Source organism: Methylobacterium sp. J-092, from assembly GCF_022829325.1.
Lineage (GTDB): Bacteria > Pseudomonadota > Alphaproteobacteria > Rhizobiales > Beijerinckiaceae > Methylobacterium.
In genome coordinates, this window is the sequence record NZ_JAKSXU010000154.1 from 16795 (window position 1) to 43002 (window position 26208).

At 72.0% G+C, this 26208-nt stretch carries 17 protein-coding genes; 6 read left to right on the plus strand and 11 right to left on the minus strand.

The annotated features are described in order from the left end of the window. Positions 1 to 88: 88 nt before the first annotated feature. The 3 genes from MKK60_RS18875 to MKK60_RS18885 all read right to left on the minus strand — a co-directional run bounded on the left by MKK60_RS18875 (position 89) and on the right by MKK60_RS18885 (position 6463). Positions 89 to 1624 (minus strand): efflux transporter outer membrane subunit, encoded by a 1536-nt coding sequence (locus MKK60_RS18875; protein WP_147726416.1) that lies wholly within the window; start codon positions 1622 to 1624, stop codon positions 89 to 91. Positions 1625 to 1944: 320 nt separating this feature from the next. Continuing rightward, positions 1945 to 5091: an efflux RND transporter permease subunit gene (locus tag MKK60_RS18880; RefSeq protein ID WP_243988155.1), complete on the minus strand. Its 3147-nt coding sequence runs from the start codon at positions 5089 to 5091 to the stop codon at positions 1945 to 1947. A 34-nt stretch (positions 5092 to 5125) separates the two neighbouring features. Then, entirely contained in the window at positions 5126 to 6463 is a 1338-nt protein-coding gene (locus MKK60_RS18885) for an efflux RND transporter periplasmic adaptor subunit (RefSeq protein WP_243988156.1), read from the minus strand. A gap of 512 nt (positions 6464 to 6975) precedes the next feature. Between MKK60_RS18885 and MKK60_RS18890 the strand changes: the two genes are divergently transcribed. After that, positions 6976 to 7977: a CobW family GTP-binding protein gene (locus MKK60_RS18890; protein WP_243933412.1), complete on the plus strand. Its 1002-nt coding sequence runs from the start codon at positions 6976 to 6978 to the stop codon at positions 7975 to 7977. 35 nt (positions 7978 to 8012) lie between these two features. Here MKK60_RS18890 and MKK60_RS18895 read toward each other — a convergent pair whose 3' ends face one another. Beyond that, a complete protein-coding gene (locus MKK60_RS18895) occupies positions 8013 to 8312 on the minus strand; it encodes a hypothetical protein (protein WP_243988157.1) in 300 nt (99 codons plus the stop codon). 166 nt (positions 8313 to 8478) lie between these two features. On the opposite strand from MKK60_RS18895, the gene MKK60_RS18900 reads away from it, so the two are divergent. Both MKK60_RS18900 and MKK60_RS18905 read left to right on the plus strand, forming a co-directional pair. Continuing rightward, positions 8479 to 9837, plus strand: a complete 1359-nt coding sequence (locus MKK60_RS18900) for an O-antigen ligase family protein (protein ID WP_243988158.1) — start codon at positions 8479 to 8481, stop codon at positions 9835 to 9837. Then, complete coding sequence (locus MKK60_RS18905) at positions 9834 to 13154, plus strand: PAS domain-containing protein (RefSeq protein WP_243988159.1); 3321 nt, start codon at positions 9834 to 9836, stop codon at positions 13152 to 13154. The genes MKK60_RS18900 and MKK60_RS18905 overlap by 4 nt, the downstream gene beginning before the upstream one ends. Positions 13155 to 13202: 48 nt before the next feature. Here MKK60_RS18905 and MKK60_RS18910 read toward each other — a convergent pair whose 3' ends face one another. The 4 genes from MKK60_RS18910 to maiA form a co-directional block, all read right to left on the minus strand. Then, positions 13203 to 13520, minus strand: coding sequence for a hypothetical protein (locus MKK60_RS18910; RefSeq protein WP_243988160.1), 318 nt, complete (start codon positions 13518 to 13520; stop codon positions 13203 to 13205). Then, a complete protein-coding gene (locus MKK60_RS18915; RefSeq protein WP_147727659.1) occupies positions 13517 to 13831 on the minus strand; it encodes an EthD family reductase in 315 nt (104 codons plus the stop codon). Before MKK60_RS18915 ends, MKK60_RS18910 begins: the two co-directional genes overlap by 4 nt. A gap of 373 nt (positions 13832 to 14204) precedes the next feature. Then, complete coding sequence (locus MKK60_RS18920) at positions 14205 to 15536, minus strand: NAD(P)/FAD-dependent oxidoreductase (RefSeq protein ID WP_147727658.1); 1332 nt, start codon at positions 15534 to 15536, stop codon at positions 14205 to 14207. Positions 15537 to 15746: 210 nt separating this feature from the next. Next, positions 15747 to 16394 carry a maleylacetoacetate isomerase gene (maiA, locus tag MKK60_RS18925; protein ID WP_147727662.1) on the minus strand — a complete coding sequence of 216 codons (648 nt, stop codon included), beginning with the start codon at positions 16392 to 16394 and terminating at the stop codon, positions 15747 to 15749. Between the two features lie 187 nt (positions 16395 to 16581). Between maiA and dgcN the strand changes: the two genes are divergently transcribed. Together dgcN and dgcA are read left to right on the plus strand one after the other, a co-directional pair. Beyond that, entirely contained in the window at positions 16582 to 17601 is a 1020-nt protein-coding gene (gene dgcN, locus MKK60_RS18930; RefSeq protein ID WP_147727657.1) for an N-acetyltransferase DgcN, read from the plus strand. Next, positions 17598 to 18584 (plus strand): N-acetyl-D-Glu racemase DgcA, encoded by a 987-nt coding sequence (gene dgcA, locus MKK60_RS18935; protein WP_243988161.1) that lies wholly within the window; start codon positions 17598 to 17600, stop codon positions 18582 to 18584. The genes dgcN and dgcA overlap by 4 nt, the downstream gene beginning before the upstream one ends. A 229-nt stretch (positions 18585 to 18813) precedes the next feature. On the opposite strand, the gene MKK60_RS18940 is transcribed toward dgcA, so the two are convergent. Beyond that, positions 18814 to 19587 (minus strand): class I SAM-dependent methyltransferase, encoded by a 774-nt coding sequence (locus tag MKK60_RS18940; protein WP_243988162.1) that lies wholly within the window; start codon positions 19585 to 19587, stop codon positions 18814 to 18816. Between the two features lie 11 nt (positions 19588 to 19598). Then, entirely contained in the window at positions 19599 to 20807 is a 1209-nt protein-coding gene (locus MKK60_RS18945) for an MFS transporter (protein ID WP_243988163.1), read from the minus strand. 465 nt (positions 20808 to 21272) lie between these two features. Here MKK60_RS18945 and MKK60_RS18950 point away from each other — a divergent pair, with 465 nt between their 5' ends. Beyond that, complete coding sequence (locus MKK60_RS18950; protein ID WP_243988164.1) at positions 21273 to 24710, plus strand: autotransporter domain-containing protein; 3438 nt, start codon at positions 21273 to 21275, stop codon at positions 24708 to 24710. Positions 24711 to 24761: 51 nt separating this feature from the next. On the opposite strand, the gene MKK60_RS18955 is transcribed toward MKK60_RS18950, so the two are convergent. Continuing rightward, on the minus strand, positions 24762 to 26208 hold a 1447-nt coding region (locus MKK60_RS18955), incomplete at its 5' end, for an OmpA family protein (RefSeq protein ID WP_243988165.1).

The following is a 26208-nucleotide window of genomic DNA, read 5'->3' on the forward strand; positions in this document are numbered from 1 at the left end:
GCTCCGGCGATGACGGCACCATGCCGATATCGCCCCTGCCACCTCGCGCGTCCGCCAAGCTCCGGATCGGCGGCTGCGCCGAGGCCGCCTAGAGAAACTTCAGCGGGTCGGTCTCGGGCGGGGGCGGGGCGACGTCGGCGCGGTTCCACCAGCCGCCGCCGAGCGCCTGGAACAGGGCCGCGGTGTCGGCGTACTGCGTCGCGCGCGCGCCGGCCGAGGTGACGAGCGCCGAGAGGTAGCCCTGCTGGGCGATCAGCACCTGGGTCGAGTTCACGGCGCCGGCCGAGAATTGCTTGCGGATCAGCTCGAGGCTCTGGCCGGTGGCCTTCTCGGCGGCCGAGGCGGCGGCGACCGCGCCGGCGTCCGCCTGCAGCGCGCGCAGCGCGTCGGCCACGTTCTGGAACGCGGCGATCACCACGGCGCGATACTGGGCCTGGGCCTGGGTCAGCGTCTCCTCGGAGGCGCGCTGGCGGCGGTAGAGCGTGCCGGCGTCGAAGATCGGCGCGGTGGCTTGGCCGAGGATGGTGAAGAACCCGGCGCCCGGGTTGGCGATCTGCGCGAGCCGCACCGCGCTCGAGCCGCCGGCGCCGGTGATCGCGAATTGCGGCAGGCGGTTCGCCACCGCGACGCCGATGCCGGCGCTGGCCTGCTGCACCAGGGCCTCGGCGGCCTTCACGTCCGGCCGCTGCTGCACCAGGCGCGAGGGCAGGCTCACCGGCACCTTCGTCGGCAGGCGCAGGGCCGCGAGGGTGAAGGTCTCGGCCACCTCCTCGCTCGGGAGCCGGCCGGCGAGCGCGGTCAGGAGGTTGCGCTGCTGCGCCAGCTGCTTCTCCAGCGGCGGCAGCAGCTGCTGCGACAGCGACAGGGCCGCCTGCTGCTGGATCACGTCGGCGCCGGCGATCTGCCCCAGCGAGAGCTGCTTGTTGTAGAGGGTCAGCACCTCGGTCTGCGCCTGGATCACCCGCTTGGTCGCATCGATCTGCGCCCGCAGTGCCGCTTCCTGGATCGCGGCGGCGACGACGTTGGCGGTGAGGCTGAGATAGGCCGCCTCGAGCTGGAAGCGCTGGTTCTCGGCGGTGGCTTCCAGGCCCTCAATGGTGCGGCGGTTGAGCCCGAACACGTCGGGATTGAAGGCCACCGTCACCTGCGGGGTGTAGAGGCTGTAGAGGTAGTTGTTCTGGTTCTGCAGCGGCGATTGCAGGTCGAGCCCCGGCGCCTTGGCGCCGAGCGCCTGCGGGTTGGCCGAGAGCGAGGGATAGAGCGTGCCCTTCTGGGCCAGCACGTTCTGCTGCGCGATGCGCAGGGAGGCCTGCGCCGCCTCCAGGTTCGGGTTGTTGGCCAGCGCCTCCTCGACCAGGCGGTTCAGCGCCTTCGAGCGGAACAGCGTCCACCACTGGCCGGGGATGTCGGCGCCCGAGACGAAGCTCTGGTCGGCCGAGCCGCCCTGCCGGGTGGCGACCTTGTCGGCCGCGCTCGGGTTCGCCAGCGGCTCGCGGGTGTAGCGCGCGACCGGCGGGTCCTCGGGCGCGACGTAGTTCGGGCCGACCGCGCAGCCCGACAGGGCCAGGCTCGCGGCGAGGGCCACGGCCCGTGCGGACCGGCGGTTGAGGGCCGTCTCGATCATGACGCTTCCGACGCGGGACGCGCGCGCGACGGCGCCATCCTCCGCCCGGTAGAGCGCCGCGGGGGCGGCGCAAGTCAATGCGGCGGGCGGCGTCGCCGGCGGGGAGGCCGAGCGTTGTGGTGCCGGCGCCACGGCTGCGAGGACGAGCGCGCTTTGCCCTCCCCCCTCCGCGGGGGAGGGTGGCCCGCGAAGCGGGTCGGGAGAGGGGAGCGACCTCTCCGGACATGGCGCTCTCCTCTCCCGACCCTCGCTGACGCGAGGCCCACCCGCCCCCGCAGAGGGGGGAGGGAAGGGGCGCGGCAACGTCCTGATCAAAACCATCACGCCGCCGCCCTGTGCACGGCCGGGGTCGCGAGCGGGTTCGGCCGGCGGCGCGAGAACAGCGAGATCAGCACCGGCACCACCACCAGGATCAGGTTCGGCGCGAGCAGGATGCCGCCGACGACGACGAGCGCCAGGGGCTTCTGCACCTGCGAGCCGATGCCGGTGGAGACCGCCGCGGGCAGCAGGCCGACGCAGGCGGCGACGCAGGTCATCATCACCGGCCGCATCCGCACGATCGAGGCGTGCCAGACGGCCTCCTTGCGCTGCCAGCCCTCCTCCATCAGCTGGTTGTAGTAGGCGAGCAGGATCACGCCCTCCATCGTCGAGATGCCGAACAGGGCGATGAAGCCGATCGCCGCCGAGATCGAGAACGGGGTGCCGGTGAGCGCCAGCGCGAAGATGCCGCCGATCATCGCCATCGGGATCACCGACAGGCCGAGCAGCATGTCGGCGACCGAGTTGAAGTTGATGAACAGCAGCAGCGCGATCAGCACCAGGGTGATCGGCACCACGAGGCTGAGGCGGGTGACCGCGTCCTGCAGGTTGGTGAACTGGCCGACCCATTCGAGGTGGTAGCCGGCCGGCAGCGTCACCTCGTCGGCGACGCGCCGCTGCGCCTCCAGCACGGTGCCGCCGAGGTCGCGCCCGCGCACCGAGAACTTGACCGGGATGTAGCGCTCCTGGTCCTCGCGGTAGATGAACGAGGCGCCCGAGACGAGGTCGACGTCGGCGATCTCGGAGAGCGGCACCTGCACCACGCCGCCGTTCGGGTTGGCTGCGCCGATGGTGATGTTGCGGATGGTGGCCAGCGAGGAGCGGTACTCGCGGGCGAGCCGCACCCGCATCGGAAAATGCCGGTCGGAGCCGTACTCGTAGAGGTCGCCCGCGGTCTGGCCGCCGATCGCGGCGGCGATCGTGGTGTTCACGTCGCCGATCGAGAGGCCGTAACGGGCGGCCTTGTGGCGGTCGACGTCGATGCGCACCGTCGGCTGGCCCAGCGAGGCGAAGACCGAGAGATCGGTGACGCCGGGCACGGTGGCGAGCACCGCCTTCACGTCGTTGGCCGCCTTGGTGATCGCGGCGAGGTCGGTGCCGTAGACCTTGACCGAGTTCTCGCCCTTCACGCCCGAGGCCGCCTCCTGGACGTTGTCCTCGATGTACTGGGAGAAGTTGAACTCGATGCCGGGGAACTCGGCGTCGAGGCGCTTCGACAGGCCGGCGATGAGCTGCTCCTTGTCGAGCCCCTTACGCCATTCGTCGATGGGCTTGAGCGGGGCCAGGATCTCGACGTTGAAGAAGCCGGTGGCGTCGGTGCCGTCGCTCGGCCGTCCCTGGTGCGAGATCACGGTGACGACCTCCGGCACCTCGGTGAAGATCTTGCGCAGCCGCTCGACGTAGGCGTTGCCGGCCTCCAGCGAGATCGAGGCCGGCATCGTGCCGCGCACGTAGAGGTTGCCCTCCTCGAGCTTGGGCAGGAACTCGAGGCCGAGGTTCCGCGCGGCCAGCCCCGAGACCAGCAGGATCGCCACCGTCACGGCGATCGACAGGATGCGGTTGCGCAGGCCGAAGCCGAGGATGATCTCGTGGCCGAAGCGCAGCACCTTCACGATCAGGGTGTCGCGCTCCTCCACGTGCTTCGGCAGGATGACGGCCGAGAGCGCGGGCGAGACCGTGAAGGTCGCGAGCAGGCCGCCGACCAGCGCGTAGGCGTAGGTCTTGGCCATCGGCCCGAAGATGTGGCCCTCGACGCCCGACATCGTGAACAGCGGCAGGAAGCCGACGATGATGATCGTTGCCGAGAAGAAGATCGCCCGGTTCACCTCCGAGCCGGCGATGGCGATGGTGCCGAGCCGCCCGGTGAGGCCCCCCGGCGCGGGCTGCCCTTCCGTGTGGTGCGGCTCGGCCAGGTGCCGGAACACGTTCTCGACCATGATCACGGTGGCGTCGACGATCAGCCCGAAATCGATCGCGCCGAGCGAGAGGAGGTTCGCCGAATCGCCGCGCACCACCAGGATCAGGATCGCGAAGCCGAGCGCGAAGGGGATCGTCGCCGCCACGATGATCGCGCTGCGCAGCGACCCGAGAAAGAGCCACTGCACCACGAAGACCAGCACCACGCCGAAGACGAGGTTGTGCATCACCGTGTGCGTGGTGGTGTGGATCAACCCGGAGCGGTCGTAGATCCGCTCGATCTTCACGTCCGGCGGCAGGATCGTCGAGGCGTTGATCTTCTCGATCTCGGCCTCGACCCGCCGGAGCGTCGGCAGGCTCTGGCCGCCGCGGCTCATCAGGACGATGCCCTCGACGATGTCGCTCGAGCCGTCGTGCCCGACGATGCCGAGCCGCGGCGCGTTGGAGACGCGCACGTCGGCGACGTCCCGCACCAGCACGGGCGTGCCGTTGACCTGGGTCAGCATGGTGTCGCGGATGTCGTCCATGTCGCGGATCAGGCCGACGCCGCGGACCACGGCCGACTGCTCGCCGACGTTCAGCGTCTGGCCGCCGACGTTGATCGAGGAGTTGTTCAGGGCCGAGACGAGCTGCACCAGGGTCATGCCCTGGGCCTGGAGGCGGTTGAGGTCGACCGCGATCTCGTACTCCTTGGCCTTGCCGCCGAAGGCGGTCACGTCGACGACGCCGGGGATCGCCTTGAAGCGGCGCTGCAGCACCCAGTCCTGCAGGGTCTTCATCTCCGCGGAGGAGAAGCCCTTCGGCCCGACGAGCTTGTACCGCATGATCTCGCCCACCGGGCTCGTCGGCGAGATCTGCGGCGTGGCGCCGTTCGGCAGGGGCGGGGCCTGCGACAGGCGGTTGAGTACCCGCTGCAGGGCCTCCTCGTAGGTGAACTCGTAGTTGAACTGCACCTTCACGTCGGACAGGCCGAACAGCGAGATCGTGCGCACCACCTGCGCGTTGGGGATGCCGGCGAGCGCCACCTCCAGCGGAATGGTGATGTAGCGCTCGATCTCGTCGGCCGACTGGCCGGGATTCTGGGTGATCACGTCGACGAGCGGCGGGACCGGATCGGGATAGGCCTCGATGTTGAGCTGGGTGTAGCTGGCGTAGCCGAGCGCCAGCATCACCAGGAAGCCGAGGCAGACCAGCACGCGCTGGCGCAGCGAGAAGACGATCAGGCTGTTCATCGCGTCGGGTGCCCTTCCGGCGGTTCCGGTCCGGTCAGGACGCCTTGTCGCCCGACGCGGCGCGGTCGATGAACAGCGCGCCGCGGGTGACGACCTCCTCGCCGGCGGCGAGCCCCTCGACGACCTGGACGTTGTCGCCGTTGACCAGGCCGAGGCTGACGCCGCGCGCCGCGATCGCGCCGTCGGGCCGGGCGACCCAGACGTGGGCGCTCGCGCCCTCGTAGACGACCGCGGCGAGCGGCACGGCCGGCGAGGGCTGGGGCTTGCCCGTGATGATGGTGAAGGTGGCGAACATCTCCGGGCGCAGCGACCGGTCCGGGTTGTCGACCTCGCTGCGCACGGCGAGGCGCCGCGTCGCCGGATCGAGGCTCGACGACATGTAGTTCACCCGCGCCTTGAACACCCGCGTGCCGAAGCCCGCGACCCGCGCCTCGACCTCCTGGCCGATGCGGATCTTCGGGATCTCGCTCTCGCGCACGTTGGCGATCAGCCACACCGTGGACAGGTCGCCGATCACGAAGGCCGGGTCGCTCGAGGTGGTGAGGTACTGGCCGATGCCGACCTTGCGCTGCACGATGGTGCCGGCGATCGGCGCCTGGATCTGCGTCTCGGCGCTCATCGTGCCGTTCTTCTCGTAGGCGGCGATCTCCGCGTCGGTCTTGCCGAGGAGCTTGAGGCGGTTGCGCACCGCGTCGAGGGAGGCCTGCGCGGTCTTCAGGTCGCTCTGGGCGGCGATCACGTCGTTCTGGGCCGACTGGTAGTCCTTGAGCGCCACCGCCTTGGCCGCGAACAGCTCCTGCTGGCGGGCGGCGATGGTCTGGTCGAGCTTGAGCAGCGCCTGCTGCTTCTGGATGGTGTTGAGCGCGCTCTGGTAGTCGTTCTGGGCCTGGACCATGTCCGTGGCCTCGATGACGAGGAGCACGTCGCCGGCCTTCACGTCGTCGCCCGCGCGCTTGAGCACCTTCGTGACGCGGCCGGAATAGGGCGAGGCCACCGGCACGTTGTCGTCGTCGTTCAGCGCGATGCGCCCTTCGGCCGAGCCTTCCGGGCGGAAGGTCATCGTCGCCACCGGATGGATCTCGAAGGTGGTGCGCTGCTCCGGCGTCGGCCGGAAGATCCGCTCGGCCGAGGAGGGCGGGGCGTCGGCCTCGCCGGTGTCCTCGCCCTTCGTGCCGCCGAGCATCCCGCGCGCGTAGGTCGTCACCGTCTCGAGGAACCCGTGCACCGGCTGCGGGAACACCGCGACCACGGCGACGGCGGCGACCACCAGCGACAGCACGACCGCGATCGGCAGCAGTCCCTGGCGGCGCGGGCCGTGCGCCCGGGCCGCCGGCGCGTCGGTGTCGGGATCGAGTGGCGTGCGGGCGTCCATCGCGCTGTCGTCTTTGGGTCGAGGGAGGTGCTTGATGGTTGTGGGCCGGTGCGGAGCGGTCGAACGCGGGAACCCGTCCCGATGCATCGAACCGATCGATGGTGCTTTTCTAAGGCAGGCCCGGGACGGGCGGCTCCCCGAGGCGCCGATATCCCGCGCATCCGGGCGGCACAATGGCCCGGTGGTGCGGAAGCGCGGACGGGAGGCGATCGAGGCGGGTCGAGGCGATCACGTTCGGGATATCGGGCTCGCGGGATATCGGGCTCGTGCGTGCGGTCGCCCGCGCGGTCCGCGGCGAGGCCGCGACCGGAAACGGCACCGCTTGGTCATGGCCATGGGTCGTGGCAGGTCTTCACGACGGTCTCGCGACGAAGCCGCATGCCGGCCGCGGGAGGCGGGGCGGCGTCCGCTCGGGTGCTTCCATCCGCGGTCCGATGATACGATATGACATGTCATCGGCGGCCCGGCGCGAGCGCGGGCGCCCACCGCATCACCCGTCGGAAGAGTCGCCCATGTCCGGATCGCAGAGCCCCGCCAACGCCGAGTCGGTCACCTCCGAGAAGATCCCGGTCACCGTGCTGACCGGCTACCTCGGCGCCGGCAAGACCACGCTGCTCAACCGCATCCTCACCGAGAACCACGGCAAGCGCTACGCCGTGATCGTCAACGAGTTCGGCGAGATCGGCATCGACAACGACCTCGTCGTCGGCGCCGACGAGGAGGTGTTCGAGATGAACAACGGCTGCGTCTGCTGCACCGTGCGCGGCGACCTGATCCGCATCATGGACGGGCTGGTGAAGCGCCGGGGCAAGTTCGACGCGATCATCGTCGAGACCACAGGGCTCGCCGACCCGGCCCCCGTCGCCCAGACCTTCTTCGTCGACCAGGACGTCGGCGACGCCGCCCGCCTCGACGCCGTGGTGACGGTCGCCGATGCCAAGTGGCTGTCCGAGCGCCTGAAGGACGCGCCCGAGGCCCGCAACCAGGTCGCCTTCGCCGACGTGATCCTGCTCAATAAGGCCGACCTGGTCTCGGAGGCGGACATGGCCCGCGTCGAGGGCGAGATCCGCGCGATCAACCCCTACGCCAAGCTCCACCGCACCACGAACTGCGACGTGCCGATCGACGCGGTGCTCGGCCGCAACGCCTTCGACCTCGGCCGCATCCTCGATCTCGAGCCCGACTTCCTCGAGGAGGGGCACCACCATCACCACGACGGCGACATGCAGTCGTTCTCGGCCCGCATCGACGGCCCGGTCGACCCGGAGAAGTTCATGCCGTGGATCTCGAACCTCACCACGATCCAGGGCCCGGACATCCTGCGCTGCAAGGGCATCGTCGCGTTCCCCGACGAGCCGCGCCGCTTCGTCTTCCAGGGCGTGCACATGATCCTCGACGGCGACCTGCAGGCCGAATGGAAGGCCGGCGAGGACCGCTCGTCGCGCGTCGTGTTCATCGGCCGCAAGCTCGACGCCGAGGCGATCAAGGGCGGGTTCCTGGACTGCGCGGCCTGAGGCTTATGCGAAGCGGATCATGGTCGACGCGGGCGTCATGATCCGATCAGCTTGACGAAGGCGGCACCGGCGAAGAAGAAGGCCGCGCCGGCCGCCATGCCGGAGAGCGCGATCTGCCAGGGTGCGAGCATCCTGTCGCGCTCGAGTTTCCGCGCCTCGTGCTCGAGCTTCCTGGCTTCGTGCTCGAACTTCTTCGCTTCGAGCTCGAGCTTCATCGATTCGGCCATGAGCTTCTTCTGCTCGGCCACGAACTTCTCGCTTTCCTCGCGTTGCCGACGGATACGGCCGATCAGTTCTTCCAGATCCGGGGGAAGCGGTGTTGCGGTGTCGGCCATCGGGCTTGGTCCTCGACGTCGCGATGATCGAGGCACGATAGGCGTTCGCTCCCGACCGGTCGAGCGCGCCGCAGGCGCCCGTCAGCCGAATATCAACCTTTCCGTCCCATGAAGGACCCGTCGTCGTGCGGGCCCGCGTTCCAGGCTCGCGGAGCCTGCGTGAGCCATGGCCAGCACCGCCGTTCCGGGCTTCGTCCTGCCGCAGGTCGGCCGGGTCCCGCTGATCCGGGTCGTCCACGGCTTCGCCGGCGCGCTCCTCGCGGCGTTTGTGTTCTTCGCCTGCTTCGCCTTCTCCGAGACCTCGCCCTACGACGTGATCGCGATCCCGACGATCCTGCTCTGGGCCTGCCTCGGCATCCGGCTGCACCGTGGGGCGGTGCCGCTGGTGCTGCTGCTGCTGCTCTATCTCGGTGCGATCGTCGTCGGCCTGATCCCGTTTCTCGACGAGGACTTCCCGGTCACCTGGACGATCCAGCTGATCTACCTCTCGGTGACGGGCGTCTTCTTCGTGATGTTCTTCTCCGACGACACCCAGGCCCGCATGGAGCTGGCGCTCAAGGCCTACACGGCGAGCTGCGTGTTCTCGGCCACGCTCGGCATCGTCGGCTACCTGCAATGGCTCGGGATCGAGGACCTGTTCTACAAGTACGACCGCGCCTCGGGCACCTTCCAGGATCCGAACGTGTTCGGCTCGTTCCTGACGCTCGGCGCGCTCTACCTGATGCACGGCCTGATCACGGCGACCGCCCGGCGCCCGGTGCTCGCGCTCGCGGGCCTGCTGATCATCCTGGTCGGGATCTTCCTGTCGTTCTCGCGCGGCTCGTGGGGCGGCACCGTCGTCGCCACGCTGCTGATGGTCGGCTCGGTCTACGCCTCCTGCGGGTCGGCGCGGCTGCGGCGGCGCATCGTGCTCCTCAGCCTCGCGACCCTGGCGCTCGGCGCCGTCGCGATGGCGGCCCTGCTCTCCGTCGACAGCGTCCAGAAGATGTTCGCCACCCGCGCCGCGGTGAGCCAGGACTACGACGAGGGCGAGACCGGCCGCTTCGGCAACCAGCTCCGCGGCATGGAGATGCTGCTCGAGCGCCCGCTCGGCCTCGGGCCGATGCACTGGCGCCTGACCTTCGGGCTGGAGCCGCACAATTCCTACATCGGCAGCTTCGCCAACGGCGGCTGGCTCGGCGGCGCGGTCTTCCTCGCCCTCGTCGCGGCGACGGGGTTCGTCGGCTTCCGCCTGCTCGCCCGGCCCTCGCCGTTCCGCGCGCACGCGCAGATCGTCTGGCCGGCGCTGCTGATGTTCTTCCTTCAGGCGCTGCAGATCGATATCGAGAAGTGGCGCCACGTCTACATGATGCTCGGCATGGTATGGGCGCTGGAGGCGGCGCGCCGGCGCTGGGCCGCGCGGGACGGGCGCCGCGCGCCCGCCTCGGCGCCGCGCGAGGGCGATCGGCCCGGTCGGGTCCGGAATCGGGATGATGCGATGGGCCGGCGCCTCGGGGAGATGCCGGCGGGGGACGCGCGAACGTGAGCAGCACAGAGGCGCTTCAGGCCAGGGACGACGAAACGACGGCGGACGAGGCGGCGCGCGAGGCGAAGCGCGTCGCGGCGCTGCTGGCGCTCGGGATCCTGGATACGCCGCCGGAGGATCATTTCGAGGCGGTGTGCCGCACGGCCTGCCGCCTGTTCGGCGTCGAGACCGCCTTCGTCGGGTTCATCGACGCCGACCGGCAATGGCTGAAGACGCCGTGCGCGCTGGTGCCGGGCGAGCTGCCGCGGCAGGAGAGCTTCTGCACCTACACGATCCAGACGGACGCGGTGCACGTCATCCCGGACGCGCGGCTCGACCCGCGCTTCTCCGGCAGCCCGCTCGTCGACGGCACGGCGGGGGCAACCCGGTTCTATGCCGGCACGCCCCTGAGCCTCGCCCCCGGGATCCGCGTCGGCACCCTCTGCCTCGTCGACTCGCGGCTGCGCGACTTCTCGGCCGAGGACGGCGTCGCGCTGCAGGACCTCGCCGAGATCGTCGTCGCGCATCTGCGCCTCTCGGAATCGAACGCGGCGCTCGGGCGCGAGATGGCCCTGCGCAGCGCGCACGAGGCGCAGCTGGAGTGCCAGGCGGCCGAGATCGCCGAGCGCTCCGCGGCGCAGGCCAGCGCCAACCACCTGCTGACCATGGCCGAGCAGCTCGCCAGCATCGGCAACTGGCGCGTCCCGCTGCCGGCGGGTCAGCCGATCTGGTCGTTGGGGCTCTACGAGATCGCCGGGCTCGACCCCGCCACCGCGCCGCCGCACCTCTCGACCTTCGCCGAGATCTATCACGCCGACGACCGGGAGCGGCTGATCGCCGTCGTCGGCGACGCGATCGCGCGGGCCGAGAACTTCGCCTTCGACGCCCGCATCCTGCGGCCGGACGGCACCGAGCGCGACGTGGTGGTGCGCGGCACCTGCGAGACCGACGCCGCGGGCACGGTCACCGGCCTGTTCGGCGTGATGATCGACATCACCGCGCGCCGGCGGGCCGAGGCCGACGTCCACCGCAGCGAGAGCCGCTATCGCGGGCTGGCCGACACCCTGCCGCTGCTGGTCTGGGCGATGCGGCCGGGCGACGGCGAGATCACCTACGCGAACCCCCAGTTCCACGCGTATTACGGGCCGATCGGCACCGGCCGCGCCGCGCGGGTCGCCTGCAACCATCCCGACGACGCGCCCGCCATGGCGACGGCGTGGCGGGCGGCGCAGGCCGGCGAGACCGCCTATTCCGGGGAATGGCGCCTGCGCCGCGCCGACGGCACCTATCGCTGGCACAAGCTGACGATGACGCCGGTTTACCTGATGGCCGACGGCACCGTCATCGAGTGGCTCGGCACGGCGCTCGACATCGACGAGATCGTCACCGCCCGGATGGCGGAGCACGACGCCCGCGGCCTGCTGCGGATCGCCCTGGAGGCGGCCGAGGCCGGGACCTGGGATTGGGACATGCAGACCGGGGTGAGCCTGCTCTCGCCCGAGAGCCTGCGCATCTACGGGCTGCCCGAGGACGGCGAGCCGCGCGGCATCACCACCGCCGCGTGGACGGCCCTGGTCGATCCCGAGCAGGTCGGCGAGGTCTGGGACGCGATCCGGCACGCGATCGACACCCGCACCACCTACGCCGCCGAGTTCCGGGTCGGCGAGCGCTGGGTCTACGCCCGCGGCCGGCCGCTGTTCGGGGCCGACGACCGCCCGTACCGGATGGTCGGCCTCCACATCGACATCACCGAGCGCAAGTCGGCGGAGGTGGCCTTGCGCTCGATCACCGCCGAGGCCCAGGCCGCGCGTGCCGAGGCCGAGCGCGCGAGCGAGGCCAAGAGCGACTTCCTCGCGGCGATGAGCCACGAGATCCGCACGCCCCTGAACGGCATCCTCGGCTACGCCGACATGCTGCTCGACGAGACCCACCTGCGGGCGGAGGACCGTCACCGGCTCGAGCTGATCCAGGGCTCGGGCGCCGCGCTGCTCACCGTCGTCAACGACATCCTCGACTTCTCGAAGATCGAGGCCGGGCAGCTGACCCTCGACCCGGTCTCGTTCCCGCTGGTCTCGGTGATCGACAACACCGTCTCGATCGTCCGCGGCGGCGCGCTGAAGAGCAACCTGCGGATCGAGACCCGGATCGACCTGGATCTGCCCGCCTTCGTCCTCGGCGACGCAAGCCGGCTGCGCCAGGTGCTGCTGAACCTGCTGAACAACGCGGTGAAGTTCACCCCCGTCGGCTCGGTGACCCTCGTGGTCCGGCGCGAGCGCTCGGGGGCGCGCGGCCACGACCTGCGCTTCGAGGTCACCGACACCGGCATCGGGATCAATTCGGCGCAGCAGGACCGGCTGTTCAAGCGCTTCAGCCAGGTCGACGGCTCGATCAGCCGGCGCTTCGGCGGCACCGGCCTCGGCCTGGTGATCTGCCGCCACCTGCTCTCGTTGATGGGCGGCGAGATCGGCGTTAGCAGCCGCGAGGGCGTCGGCTCGACCTTCTGGTTCACCCTCACGCTGCCGCCGGGCGAGGAGACCGGCGTCGCGGCGGCAACGTCCGCGGCTCCGGCCACGGACCCCGCCGGACGCGCCGTGCGGCTGCTTCTCGCCGAGGACGTGCCGCTCAACCAGGAGCTCGCCTGCGCGGTGCTCGAGGCGCAGGGCTACGTGGTGGACGTGGTCGAGGACGGCGCCGAGGCGATCGTCGCGGTCGAGGCGGCGGTGAAGCAGGGCCGGGGCTACGACCTCGTGCTGATGGACGTGCAGATGCCGGTGATGGACGGCCTGACCGCGACGCGCCACATCCGCGCGCTGGCGTCGCCGGCCCGCGAGATCCCGATCGTGGCGATGACCGCCAACGTGCTTCCGAAGCAGATCGAGGACCTGCGCGCGGCCGGGATGGACGACCATGTCGGCAAGCCGTTCCGGCGCGCCGACCTCTACGCCACCATCGCGCGTTGGACCGGGCCGCAGCGCGAGGCCCGCCCGGCCGCCCCGATCCCGGCGCCGGACGGCGCGAACGCGGTGCTCGATCCGGCGGTGTTCGACGCCCTCAAGGACGGCTTCGGGCCGGAGCGCGTGGCGACGCTGCTCGACCTGATGGGCAGCGAGCTGCGCGACCGCTTCCGCACCGACGAGGACGACCGGGTCCAGGTCGCCCACGACGCGCACGCGCTGGTCTCGGCCGCCGGCATGCTGGGCTTCACCCGGCTGTCGCGCCTGTGCCGCGAGATCGAGGCCGCCGCCCACGGCGACGGCGACCTGCGCCCGCTCATCCACCGGCTCGGGATCCAGCGGGCCGAGGTGCTGGGCACGATCCACAAGCTCAAGGCGGCCTGACGCCCGTTTCCCTCCCCCTCACAGGTGGGGGGGACCGGCGACGGGCCCCTACGCCTCCGGCGCGGTCGCGTCGTCCTCGGGCTCCGGGTCGGCCGTCCAGGCGGTGGCGAAGGCGGCGAGGTGCTGCGCCTTCGCGAACGCCATCACGGTGACCTCGCGCTCGGCCGGCATGGCGCCGGGATAGGGGGCGAGCAGGATGGTCTTGCGCACGAGGCGGGCGCCGGGCGCGTTCTCGGCGATCCAGGCCTCGGCCTCGGGCACCAGCGCCTCGGCGGTGGCGAGCGCCCGCGAATCCGGGCGCAGCACGATCACGCGGGTGCCGAGGCCGGGGTCGGCGGCCTGGACCGCCTGGACGATGTCGATCACGCGGTCGCCTCGGGCAATTCGTTGATCTGCACCGCGGCCTGGGCGTCGGTGAACTTGGGGATGTCGCCGAAGATCTCGGGGCCGTGCTCGGCCGCGGCCTTCGTGAAGGCGTCGGCCGATTCGAAGGTCAGCAGCGCCATCACCTGGAACGGGGCCGGCTTGCCGTCCGGCGTGCCGACGCCGCGCACGATCTTGGCCTCGTGCAGGCCCAGGGGCGACCAGCGCTCGCGCACCAGCGGCATGTGGTGGCCGAGATAGTAGTCCATGTCGAACCGGGGACCGGCCGGATACATCACGCTGACGAGGATCATGGCTGTCGAACACTCCCTGGCGGCGCGTCTGCCGCGCGCCGCCGGCACGGAACCACCGAATGCCTGTCAGCGCAACGGAGGCGCTCGCGACGCCTCTTTTCTATTCCCTCCGCAAGGGCCGAGGGTTTCACACGTTTCCTGAGCGGCCCGGATCGCCCACCCCGTCTTTCCAGGGCGCCGAAGGCGAACCCGGAATCCAGAGCCGCCGACGGCGCTTGAGCCTGCCATCTCGGCGGCTCGGGATCCATGGCTCCGCTGCGCAGCCCCGGGATGACGGGATTGAGGCGGGTCTCCGCCAGACCACACCCGGGGGTGGGGATACGGTATCCATGCGGAGCGGGCCGCCCTGCACGCCGACCGGCGATGATCGCGATCAGTGCAGCTTCACCCGCGCCTCGGTGCGGCGGGTGAGCGCGCGGGCGGCGGCGTCGAGGGCGGTCTTCACCGTGCCGTGCAGGGCCTGCTCGTGCATCTTGTACAGCGAGCGGTACATCATCCGCGCGAACAGCCCGGCGATGAACATGTTCTTGCCGCGGATGAACCCCATCAGGCTGCCGACCGTCGAGTATTCGCCGAGCGAGACGAGCGAGCCGAAGTCGCGGTACTTGAACGGCTTCAGCGGCCGCCCGGCGATGCGGGCGGGGATCTGCTTGATCAGGTAGGTCGCCTGCTGGTGCGCCGCCTGGGCGCGGGGCGGCACCGGCCGGTCGGAGCCGGCCTCGACGAGGTAGGCGCAGTCGCCGACCGCGAAGATGTCGGGATCGTGGGTGGTCTGCAGCGTCGGCGTCACCACGAGCTGGTTGGTGCGGGTGGTCTCCAGGCCGCCGAGGCCCTGCAGGAACGGCGGCGCCTTCACGCCGGCCGCCCAGACCACGAGCTCGGACGGGATGAACGCGCCGTCGGCCAGCGCCACGCCGTCGGCGCGCACCTCCGTGACCCGCGCCTGGACGCGGACCTCGACGCCGATCTTGGCGAGCAGCGCCATCACCTCGGACGAGAGCCGCGGCGGCACCGCCGGCAGGATGCGGTCGGCCGCCTCGACCAGGGTGATCTTCAGGTCCTTGGCCGGATCGATCCGGTCCATGCCGGTGGAGACCACGTCGCGGACGGTGCGGTGCAGCTCGGCCGCGAGCTCGGTGCCGGTCGCGCCGGCGCCGATCACCGTGACGTGGAGCTGCCCCGGCCGCACCGGGCCGACCTGGGTGTGGGCGCGCAGCATCGCGTTCACCAGCCGCTGGTGGAAGCGCACCGCCTGGTCCTGGGTGTCGAGCGCGATGGCGTGCTCCTTCACCCCGGGCGTGCCGAAATCGTTGGTGGTGGAGCCCACCGCCATCACCAGGGTGTCGTAGCCGACCGAGCGCACCGGCGTGATCTCGCGGCCTTCCGCATCGTGGCTGGCGGCGAGCTGGATCGTGCGCGCCGTCCGGTCGAGCCCGGTCATCTCGCCGATGCGGTAGCGGAAATGGTGCTGGTGGGCATGGTGGAGGTAATCGACCGCGTGGTGGCCGACGTCGAGGCTGCCGGCGGCGACCTCGTGCAGCAGCGGCTTCCAGATGTGGGTGCGCGCCCGGTCGACCAGGGTGACGTGGACGTCCTTGCCGCGCCCGAGCTTGTCCCCGAGCTTGGTCGCCAGCTGAAGGCCCGCCGCGCCGCCGCCGACCACGACGATGCGGTGCAGGCCCTGTTCGTTCTCGCCCGGTACCATGCCTGTCTCGTTGCTCCTCGGTGCGGCCGTCGCCGCCTCATCGCCGGTGGTGCCCCCGTGCACAGGCACCACCCGTGCCGCCGTTCCGGGCGGGGCCATCTCGGAACGGTTCTAGACCATACCGGGATGGCCGTAATCCGGCGGGCGCCGTCAAAATTTTTTGGCCATGCCTCAAGCCTATCGCTCAAGCATCGGCCGCGAGCGGCGGCCTCACGCGGCCGGCGCGCCGGGCTGGCGCTTGGGATGCGCCTCGGCGAAGGCCGGCAGCGCCAGGCACGCCTCGGCGATGCGCGCCACGGTGGGGTAGGGCGCGGTCTCCACCCCGAAGATGCCCGTGCCGACCCACAGGCTGACGAGGCAGAGGTCGGCGTGGCTCACCGCGTCGCCCTGGCTGAACCGGCCGGTGCCGGGCTCCGTGGAGAGCCGGGTCTCCAGCGTCTTCAGGCCGCTCTCGAAGGCGTGGCGGACGAAGCCCATCATGCGCTCCCTGGGGAGATCGTAGGCCTCCATCAGGTAGGTGCGCACCCGCGGCACGTAGAGCGGGTGGGTGTCGCAGGCCACGAGCTGCGCCAGCGAGCGGGCGCGCGCCCGCTCCCGCGGATCGGCCGGCAGCAGCTTCACGCCGCCCTTGGTCTCCTCCAGGTAGTCGAGGATCGCGAGCGACTGGGTCAGCGGCGGCCCGTCGCCGTCGAACAGGGCGGGCACTGCGCCCTGCGGGTTGATCGCGCGGAATTCCGGCGCGTGCTGGTCGCCGGCATCGAGGTCGATGAAGGTCTCCTCGTAGGCGATCCCCTTCAGCTTCAGCGCGATCCGCACCCGGAAGGCGGCGGCCGAGCGCCAGTTGCCGTACATCCTGATCATGCCACATGGCCCTTCATCGGTTTCGGCGGGGACCACACCGCACAACCGGGCGGGCCGCAAGGGCGAAGCGTCGGCGAAGCGCGGTCTGGCCGTGATCGTGCATTGCCCCGCGGACGCGATCCCGCGATAGGGACGAGACCGCGACGACGCGCGCGACACGGCGCGCGACAAGGGATGACGGCCGATGCAGATCGAGACGCCCTATCTGATGTTCCTCGGCGACGTGCCGGACCGGCTCGCCGCCAAGACCGCCTACGGCATCGTCGACTGGCGCCCGGACTGGTGCATCGGCCAGATCCGCCTGCCGGGCTGCGCGGCCGACCTCGGCATCCCCGACCTGACCCTCGACGAGGCGCTGGCCAAGGGCTGCCGCACGATGGTGATCGGCGTCGCCAATGCCGGCGGCGTTCTGCCGGAGCACTGGGTCGCCGAGATCGTCGCCGCGCTGGAGGCCGGGTTCGACATCGCGAGCGGCCTGCACGCGCGCCTCGGCGCGGTGCCGGCCATCGCCGAGGCGGCGGCGCGCCGCGGCCGGGCGCTGCACGACGTGCGCCACACCGACGAGACCTTCGCCACCGGCAAGGGCACCAAGCGCCCGGGCCGCCGCCTGCTCGCGGTCGGGACCGATTGCTCGGTCGGAAAGAAGTACACGGTGCTGGCGCTGGAGAAGGGGATGCGCGCGCGCGGCATGGACGCGGATTTCCGCGCCACCGGCCAGACCGGGGTGTTCATCTCCGGCCGGGGCGTCGCGATCGACGCGGTGGTGGCCGACTTCATCTCCGGCGCGGTGGAGTGGATCGCGCCCGCGGCCGACCCGAAGCACTGGGACCTGATCGAGGGCCAGGGCTCGCTCTACCACCCGTCGTTTGCCGGCGTCAGCCTCGGGCTGCTGCACGGGGCGCAGGCGGACGCCTTCGTGGTCTGCCACGAGCCGAGCCGCACGACGATGCGCGGTGTCCAGCACCCGCTGCCCTCGATCCGCCAGGTGATCGACCTGACGATCCAGCTCGGCAGCCTGACCAACCCCGGCATCAGGCCCACCGGCATCGCCGTGAACACCCAGGCCCTCGAGGAGGATCCCGCCCGCGCGCTGCTCGAGAAGCTCGGCGCGGAATACGGCCTGCCCGCCACCGACCCGGTGCGCTTCGGCGTCGAGGGCCTCGTCGACCGGCTGATCGCCGAGTTCCCGGAGACCGCGCCGTGAGGCGGCTCGCGGTCGCCGTCGAGCGCTTCCCGATCGCCGGCGCCTTCACGATCAGCCGCGGCAGCCGCACGGAAGCCGTGGTCGTCACCGCGCAGATCGCCGACGCCGAGCGGGCGGTCGCCGGCTGGGGCGAGTGCGTGCCCTATCCGCGCTACGGCGAGAGCGTCGAGAGCGTGGCCGCGGCGATCGAGGCGCAAGGCGACGCGATCGCCGCCGGCCTCGGCCGCGCCGAGCTGCTGGAGCGGATGAAGCCCGGTGCGGCGCGCAACGCGCTCGACTGCGCGCTGTTCGATTTCGAGGCCAAGGCGTCCGGCCGCCCGGCCTGGGAGATCGCCGGGCTCGCGGCGCCGTCGCCGGCCACCACCGCCTACACCCTGAGCCTCGGCACACCCGAGAGCATGGAGGCGGCCGCGCGCGACGCGTCGGCCCGCCCGCTGCTCAAGGTGAAGCTCGGTGGCGCGGGCGACCCCGCGCGCATCGCCGCGGTGCGCCGCGGCGCGCCCGACAGCCGGCTCATCGTCGACGCCAACGAGGCGTGGGGGCCGGAGACGCTCGAGGCCAACCTCGCGGCCTGCCTCGCCGCCGGCGTGACGCTGATCGAGCAGCCGCTGCCGGCCGACGACGACGGGCTTCTGAGCCGGATCGAGCGCCCGATCCCGATCTGCGCCGACGAGAGCCTGCACGACCGCGCCGGGCTCGATCATCTGGCCGGCCGCTACGACGCGATCAACATCAAGCTCGACAAGACCGGCGGCCTCACCGAGGCGATCATGCTCGCCCACGAGGCCCGCGCCCGCGGCCTCTCGCTGATGATCGGCTGCATGGTCGGCACCTCGCTCGCCATGGCCCCGGCGATGCTGCTCGCCCACCACGCCGACACGATCGACCTCGACGGCCCGCTGCTCCTCGCCCGCGACCGCACGCCGGGCCTGCTGTTCGAGGGCAGCACGATCCACCCGCCGGAGCGGGACCTTTGGGGGTGAGGCGCGGCCGCTTTTCCCTTCCCCGCAAAAGAGGGGAGGGAGGGGCGCGCTGGTCGGGCACCGCGATGGTCATGACATCGGGCGCGCTCATTCCGGGGCTGCGAAGCGGAGCCCGGAAACCAGAGCCGCAAGTGGTGCCTCGGTTCGCGCGCACGGCGGTTCTGGATTCCGGGCTCGCCCGCGGCGCCCCGGAATGACGGGTTGGCCCATCCCGGCGCCTACGACGCACCTAGGCCGCCACCGCCTCGATCAGCACCGTGTCGAGCCAGAAGTTTCCGTCCGGCGCGAGGCCGAAATGGTGGGCGACCTCGTCGGGGGCGGTGGCCTGGAGGGCGCGGATCGCGGTGACCAGCGGCTCGGGCGTGCGCATCCGGGCGATCCAGGTGGCGAAGTCCATGCGCAGGCGGCCGTGGGTGATCCTGTCGACGGTGAATCCCGCCTCGGCGAGCATCGCCAGCCACTCGGGCACCGAATAGTCGCGCACGTGCGAGGGATCGCGCAGCAGCTCGACCGCCTGGAGATGGGTGTCGAGGAGGGCGTCGTCCGGGGCGACGATGTCGGCGACGAGCGCCGGCGCGCCGGGCTTGGCCACGCGCCGCGCTTCGGCGAGGCCGGCCCGCACGTCGCGCCAGTGATGCGCGCTGAAGCGGGTCGCGACCGCGTCGAAGGCCGCGTCGGGAAACGGCAGCGCCGCGGCCGAGCCGGCCTCGGTCGCGATGTTGGGCAAGCCGCGCCGGCCCGCTTCCGCCGCCACCGCGGCGAGCATGTCGGGCGAGAGGTCGAGCGCGGTGACCGTGCCGGCATGCGGCGCCATCGCGAAGGCGACGTGGCCGCCGCCGCAGCCGAGATCGAGGGCGCGGGCCGGGCGCACCGTTCGCATGCGCTCGGCGATGCGGTCGAGGTCGGCGCCGGCGGCGTGGACCGCGCTCGCGACGTAGGACGCGGCCTGCGCGCCGAACCGGTCGGCGACGTGGGTCTCGTGGCGGCGCGTGGGGGCGCTCATGGGATCCTCCCTCAGGGCGCCGGCACCAGCGGCGCGAGGCGCGAGAGCCGGAGCGCGACGGCGAGCGCCAGCCCGTAGAGCAGGCCGACGAACGCCACCACGCCGGTCCAGCCGGAATGGGCGAAGAACCAGCCGCCCATCGTGCCGAGCACCGACGAGCCGAGATAGTACAGCGACAGGTACACCGCCGAGGCCTGGGCGCGATCGCGCAGGGCGCGGCGGCCGATCCAGCTGCTCGCCACCGAATGGGCGCCGAAGAAGCCGATGGTGACGACGACGATGCCGAGCACGACGAGCCACAGGCTCTGCGACAGGGTCATCAGGATGCCGGCGATCGCCACGGTGATCGCCAGCCACAGCACCTTGCGCCGCCCGAGCCGGCTCGCGACCTCGCCGGTGAGCGTCGAGCTCATCGTGCCGAACAGGTAGACGACGAAGATCGCGCCGATCGCGGTCTGGCTCAGCGAGAACGGCGGGTCGAGCAAGCGGAAGCCGATGTAGTTGTAGACGCATACGAAGCCGCCCATCAGCAGGAAGGCTTCCGCGAACAGCCACGGCAGGCCGGGATCGCGGAAGTGCTGGCCGAAGGTGCCGGGCACCTCGCGCCAGCGCATCGGGTGGGCGACGAAGCTGCGCGAGGGCGGCAGCGCCCACCAGAACGCGAAGGCCGCGACCAGCGCCAGCACGCCGATGGTGCCGATCCCGAGCCGCCACGAGGCGTGGTCGGCGATGATGCCGGCGATCAGCCGCCCGCACATCCCGCCGACCGCGTTGCCGCCGACGAGCAGGCCCATCGACAGGCCGATCGAGCGCCCGTCCATCTCCTCGCCGAGATAGGCCATCGCCACCGCCGGCAACCCGCTCGCGGCGAGGCCGGTCAGCGCGCGCAGCACCAGGAACCCGTGCCAGCTCGGCACCAGCGCGGCGACGATCGTGAGGAGGGCGGAGGCGAAGAGCGAGGTCAGCATCACCGGCTTGCGGCCGAGCACCTCGGAGATCGGGCTGACGAAGAGCAGCGCCACCGCCAGCACCCCGCAGGGCAGCGACAGGGCGAGGCTGCTCTCGGCCGGCGACACGCCGAAATCGTCGGCATAGACCGGCAGCAGCGGCTGCACGCCGTAGAGCACCGCGAAGGTGGAGAACCCGGCCGCCGCCAGCGCCAGCGCCGTGCGGCGGAAGACCGGCGTGCCCGATCGGATCAGCTCGACGCCGTCGCTCATGCGTTCCTGGTTCCGGCTCCGGTGGCGGCGTCGGTGTTGGGCCGCGTCCCGGGCCGGCGTCAACAGCCGGAGGCACAGGGCGGTTCGATTCCGATGCTTTCCACGGCCGCCCGGCCGACGCACGGATCCCGGAGCCCGCCGCGGCGGCACCGGCGCCGGCCGCGCGACCAGCGTATCGGCCAAGACGATCGCCCGCGGCGAACCCGAAGGCCGGGTATTCGCGGCCGGATGGAAGGGCCGTCACAAGACGTACACGGCCGCTCGATAAGCGTGGCCGCAAGCCCAGAGCGACGAAACGGGCGCTCGCACCGGCACCCGCATCCGCATCACCCGGCGAAACCTGACGGCTCGGGTGCAGAATACGTCATCGATACAACTGGAACGCGCGTTCTACTGGGCCAGCGGCGCAGGGGGCGCGATCGCCCGGTCGTCCGTTTCGACCCCCGCCGCTTGAATGGACCCTCCATGCGCGTTCCGCTCAAGGCCGCCCTCCTCGGCGCGACCGTCCTCCTGCCGGCCCGTGCGGACGCGCAGGCGCTTCCGGCAGGGCCGGCGCCGGGCTTTCCCAACAGCACGTCCGTGAGCCCGGGCACCGTCCTCGACCGCCTGTTCGACAGCTACGGGCGGCTCCTGACGGGCGACCCCGCGGTGCTGACGCAGAACTATCAGACCGTCGCGACGATGACGCAGGCGCGCACCGCCGACCAGACGCTTGCGGCGGTGCGCGACGACCGGACCGCGCAGCCCTACAGCGTGCTCAACGGCCTCGGGCCGCTGACCGGCCTGTATCTCACGGGCGCCGGCGCCTCGTTCGGCGGGACGACGCCCACGCGTCTAACGCCCACCACCTACGCCGCGCCGACGCTGTCCGAATACGCGGCCGACATCGGCCTGGGCACCGGTGCCAGCGCGGGGACGACCACCTTCGGCAACGGAACCGCGACGCCGCTCGCCGCGGCGGTGAGCTTCATCAACAACGTGGTCCGGGCGAACGGCTCGACCGAGCCGGCCAAGCGGATCTTCGAGCGCTACCAGGGCGCGACGCCGGCCGTCGACCTGCTGGACCCCCGCTACGGCAACTACAACGCGATCACGAACCGGACCGCGCTGAGGGCATCCGACACCGCGAGCCTCGTCGTCCCGGCCTACCTGTCGAGCTTCCCCGTCCCCGTCGTCTACGGCACCACGGCGGCCTGGGTCCGCGGCTTCACCGTGACCCGGGCGATGATCGACGCCAACGGCGGAAGACCGCTCACCGCGCCGAACGTCGGCAGTTTCGATGCACCGGGCACCTTCACCCCGGCCACCTTCGGCGTCGGCGACTACGTGCCGGGCGTCGGCACCGCGCCGCGGTCCTACCGCGTCTCGACCTCCGTCAGCGTGCCCACCCTGCTCCAGCCGATCATCAACGGCACCAACCCCTACGCGGACGGCGCCTTTCCGAGCGGCCATACCAATTCCGGCACGCTCCAGGCGCTCGGCGTCGGCTTCCTGGTGCCGCAGCAGTTCCAGGAACTGCTCGCCCGCGCCGCCGACCTCGGCAACGACCGCATCCTCGCCGGCATGCACTCGCCCCTCGACGTGATGGGCGGCCGCATGGAGGCCACCGCGATCGCCGCCACGAACATCTACGCCGCGCTCTACGACGCGAGCGGCAACCGGCTCGATTGGACCAACCCCGCCAACGCCGCGGCCTACGCGGTCTACGAAGCCTACCAGCAGACCCAATCCTACCTCGCGGCCTCCTGCGGGGCCGCGAGCGTGGGCGCCTGCGTGGCGGCTGCGTCGAGCGCCGCCGACCCCTTCGGCGACGCCGCGCAGAACAGGGCGAACTACCGCGCGCGGATGACCTACGGCTTCCAGCCGACGGGCCCGCAGGCCATGATGACCGCCGCGGAGGTCCCGGTCCAGGCGCAGGTCCTGCTCCTCACCCGCTTCCCCTACCTGACCGACGCCCAGCGGACGGACGTGCTGGCCAGCACCGGCCTGCCGTCCGGCTACCCGCTTCTCGACGGGAACACCTACGGCGGCTGGGGACGGATCAACCTCTACGCTGCCAACGACGGCTACGGCGCCTTCGCCAGCACCGTCTCCGTAACCATGGACGCGTCGCAGGGCGGCTACGGCACGAGCGACAGCTGGAACAACGACATCTCCGGCCCCGGCGGCCTGATCAAGAACGGCAGCGGCGCCCTGCGGCTGTCCGGCAACGACACCTATGCCGGCCCGACCCTCGTCAACGGCGGCACCCTGACCGTGGACGGCTCGCTCGTCTCGACGGTCACCGTCGCGGGCGGCCGGCTCGACGGCTCGGGCACGGTGGGGGGCCTCGCCGTGCTGCCGGGCGGCACGGTGGCGCCCGGCCATTCGATCGGCACCCTGACGGTCGCGGGCAGCGCCGCCTTCGCGGCGGGCTCGGCCTATCAGGTCGAGGCCGACGCCGCCGGCCGGTCCGACCGCCTCGCGGTGGCCGGCACCGTCACGCTCGCGGGCGGAACGGTGCAGGTGCTGGCCCAAGCCGGCACCTACGGCCCGCGCACCCGCTACGCGATCCTCGACGCGGCCGGGGGCGTGTCGGGGCGGTTTTCCGGCGCTACGTCGAACTTCGCCTTCCTGACGCCGACGCTCCGCTACGAGCCGACCGCGGTCGATCTGACCCTGACCCGCAACGACGTGGCGTTCTCCGCCATCGCCACGACCCGCAACGCGGCGGCGGTCGCCGACGCGATCCAGGCGGGCGGCCCGGGCGCCGGCGCCTACGCCGCGACCGTCGGGCTGACGACGCCGGAGGCGCAGGGGGCGTTCCGGGCGCTTGCCGGCGACGTCCACGCCTCGGCGGTGTCCGGGTCCTACCAAACCGCGTTCTTCGTCCGCGAGGCGATCCTCGACCGGCTGCGCTGGGGCGTCACCCCCGGTTCGGCGGACGGGCCGAGCTTCGGCGACCTGCCGGCGCGCTATTCCGCCGACCTGCCGGAAAGCCGGCCGCCGGTCGCCTCCGTGCCGATGCGGATCCTCGACCCGACCGTGGTCGGCGTCTGGGGCCAGGGCTTCGGCGCCTTCGGCGGCGCCGGCGGCGGCAACGCCTTCGGCCTCGACCGGACGCTGGCGGGCTTCGCCGCCGGCCTCGACCTGCGCCTGCCGAGCGGGTTCAGGCTCGGGCTCGTCGGCGGCTACGCCGAGAGCGCCCTCGACACCGCCGGCCGCCGCGAATCGGCCGGCGTCACCGGCGGCTTCGGCGGCGTCTACGGCGGCTACGAGCTCGGCCCGGTCTCGGTGCGGCTCGGCGCGGTCTACGCCGACGAATCCCTGCGCACCCGCCGCACCGTCGTCGTTCCGGGCGTGTCCGACACGCCGTCCGGCCGCTACGGCGGCAGCACGGTGCAGGGCTTCGGCGAGATCGGCTACCGGTTCCTCGTCGGAGCGCCCGCGCCGGCCGTGCCGGTGGACGCGGAACTGGGCGTGCCGGTGCGATCGGCCCCGACCTACGTCGAGCCCTTCGTCGGTGGCGCCTATGTCGGCATCCACCGCGACCGCTTCGCGGAGACCGGCGGCGTCGCCGCCCTGACCGGGTCCGCCCGCGACTACGACCTCGGTGCCCTGACGGCGGGCCTGCGCGGGCAGGCGGCGTTCGACCTCGGCCTCGGCCTGCCGCTCTCGGCGCACGCGCTCCTCGGCTACCGCCGGGCGTACGGCGACGTGGTGCCGAAAGCGCTGCTCGCCTTCGGTGCGGGCCCGAGCTTCCTCTCGGCGGGCGTCCCGATCGATCGGGACGCGGTGGTGGCGGAGGTCGGCCTCGACCTGCGCCTGGCTTCCGGCGTGACCTTCGGCGCGGCCTATACCGGCCAGACCGGCGCGCGGGCGCAGGACCACGCGGTAAAGGGCAACCTCACCTGCTGGTTCTGATCCGGCCTGTCGACGGATGCCGGCCCGGGGCGGGCCGGCATCACACCCATCCTATCGCGGCGGGGGAGCCGCCGGGGGCGCCCCGCTCTGCTGCAGCAGCGGGGTGATGCGGCGGACCGTGACCCGGCGGTTCTCGCGCGAGGCGTTCTGCGTGTTCACCTTCAGGTACTGCTCGCCGTAGCCCTGCGTGGTCAGGTTCTCGGGCGGCACCTGGAAGTTCTGGGTCAGCACCGTCGCGACCGACTGCGCCCGCCGATCCGACAGCGACAGGTTGTCGACGTCGGCGCCGACCGCGTCGGTGTAGCCCTCGATCAGGAACACCTCCTGCGGGTTGGCGCGGATCGCCTGGTTGATCGCCGCCGCGATCGTCGAGAGCCGGGCGGCCTGGTCGGGCGTGACCGTGAACGAGGCGGTGTCGAAGGTGATCGTGTCGATGTCGACGCTGCGCATCCGGGCGCGCAGCTGCGGGCTGTAGCGGACCTGATCCAGCGTGTAGCGCCGGTCGACCGCCACCACCGGCGGGGCCGACAGGGCCTCGTAGACCGCGCGCTCGTCGGCCGCGCCGTAATCCACCACGTAGCGCTCGCGCGGGATGCGGATGTCGGGCGGCGGCAGGTCGACCACGTCCTCGTAGATCGGGCGCGGGGCGCCGCCGTAGCTGTTGTCGATCAGCACGACCTCGCGGCCGTCGCGGAAGCGGCGGTAGCGGCGCAGCATCCGGCCGTCGTCGTCCACCACCGTTACGATCTGCTCGCCGCCGGGACGGTCGAGATAGGTGTAGGTGTCCGGCCCGCGCCGCTCGCTGCGGTAGCCGCCGCCGCCGATATCGCGGAAGCGCTCGTTCTCGTCGTGGCGGATGAAGTAGTTGTTCTGATCGCGCACGATGATGCGGCCGGGCTCGCGGATGTAGGTCCGCCCGTCCTCGTTGAACTCGCGGCGGTCGCGACGCACGCGGTCGTAGTCGCGCACGTCCTCGTCGTCGGTGCTGAAGCCGCCGGGGATGTAGCCGGGACGGCCGGGACGGTTGAAGCCGTCGCGGTCGCGGTCGCCGACGCGGCCCGTCGGCACGCCGCGCGGATCGTAGCCCGGCTGCGTGTCGGAGCCGCGCAGTCCCGGCTGGCCGGGATTGCCCTGGCCCGGGCCGAACGGGCCGGCGCCCTGCGGCGGGACCGGCCGTCCGGGCACACCGGGGCCGGCGTTCGGGGCGGCATTGGGCGGGGCGGCATTGGGTGGGGTGGCATTGCGATTGCCATTCGGGCCGCCGGGGCGGCCCGGCCCGCCGGCGGCGCCGGGGGGCTCGACGGCATCGGGACGCTGGACCGGACGGCCCGGAACGCCGGGGCGCGCGTTCGGCGCCACCGCCCCGGGCTGCGCCGGCGGCGCGCCCGGCACCGTCGCGGGCGGCGTGCCGGGCGGGGTGGCGCGATCCTGCGGGCCGCCTTCGCCCGGGCGTGCGCCGGGCGGCTGCACCGGCCGGCCGGGAACGCCGGGCGCCGCG

Coding starts and splice junctions, on each gene's coding strand:
- MKK60_RS18875 (WP_147726416.1), bottom strand. CDS start 1,624: ATGATCGAGACGGCCCTCAACCGCCGGTCCGCACGGGCCGTGGCCCTC.
- MKK60_RS18880 (WP_243988155.1), bottom strand. CDS start 5,091: ATGAACAGCCTGATCGTCTTCTCGCTGCGCCAGCGCGTGCTGGTCTGC.
- MKK60_RS18885 (WP_243988156.1), bottom strand. CDS start 6,463: ATGGACGCCCGCACGCCACTCGATCCCGACACCGACGCGCCGGCGGCC.
- MKK60_RS18890 (WP_243933412.1), top strand. CDS start 6,976: ATGTCCGGATCGCAGAGCCCCGCCAACGCCGAGTCGGTCACCTCCGAG.
- MKK60_RS18895 (WP_243988157.1), bottom strand. CDS start 8,312: ATGGCCGACACCGCAACACCGCTTCCCCCGGATCTGGAAGAACTGATC.
- MKK60_RS18900 (WP_243988158.1), top strand. CDS start 8,479: ATGGCCAGCACCGCCGTTCCGGGCTTCGTCCTGCCGCAGGTCGGCCGG.
- MKK60_RS18915 (WP_147727659.1), bottom strand. CDS start 13,831: ATGATCCTCGTCAGCGTGATGTATCCGGCCGGTCCCCGGTTCGACATG.
- MKK60_RS18920 (WP_147727658.1), bottom strand. CDS start 15,536: ATGGTACCGGGCGAGAACGAACAGGGCCTGCACCGCATCGTCGTGGTC.
- dgcN (WP_147727657.1), top strand. CDS start 16,582: ATGCAGATCGAGACGCCCTATCTGATGTTCCTCGGCGACGTGCCGGAC.
- MKK60_RS18940 (WP_243988162.1), bottom strand. CDS start 19,587: ATGAGCGCCCCCACGCGCCGCCACGAGACCCACGTCGCCGACCGGTTC.
- MKK60_RS18945 (WP_243988163.1), bottom strand. CDS start 20,807: ATGAGCGACGGCGTCGAGCTGATCCGATCGGGCACGCCGGTCTTCCGC.
- MKK60_RS18950 (WP_243988164.1), top strand. CDS start 21,273: ATGCGCGTTCCGCTCAAGGCCGCCCTCCTCGGCGCGACCGTCCTCCTG.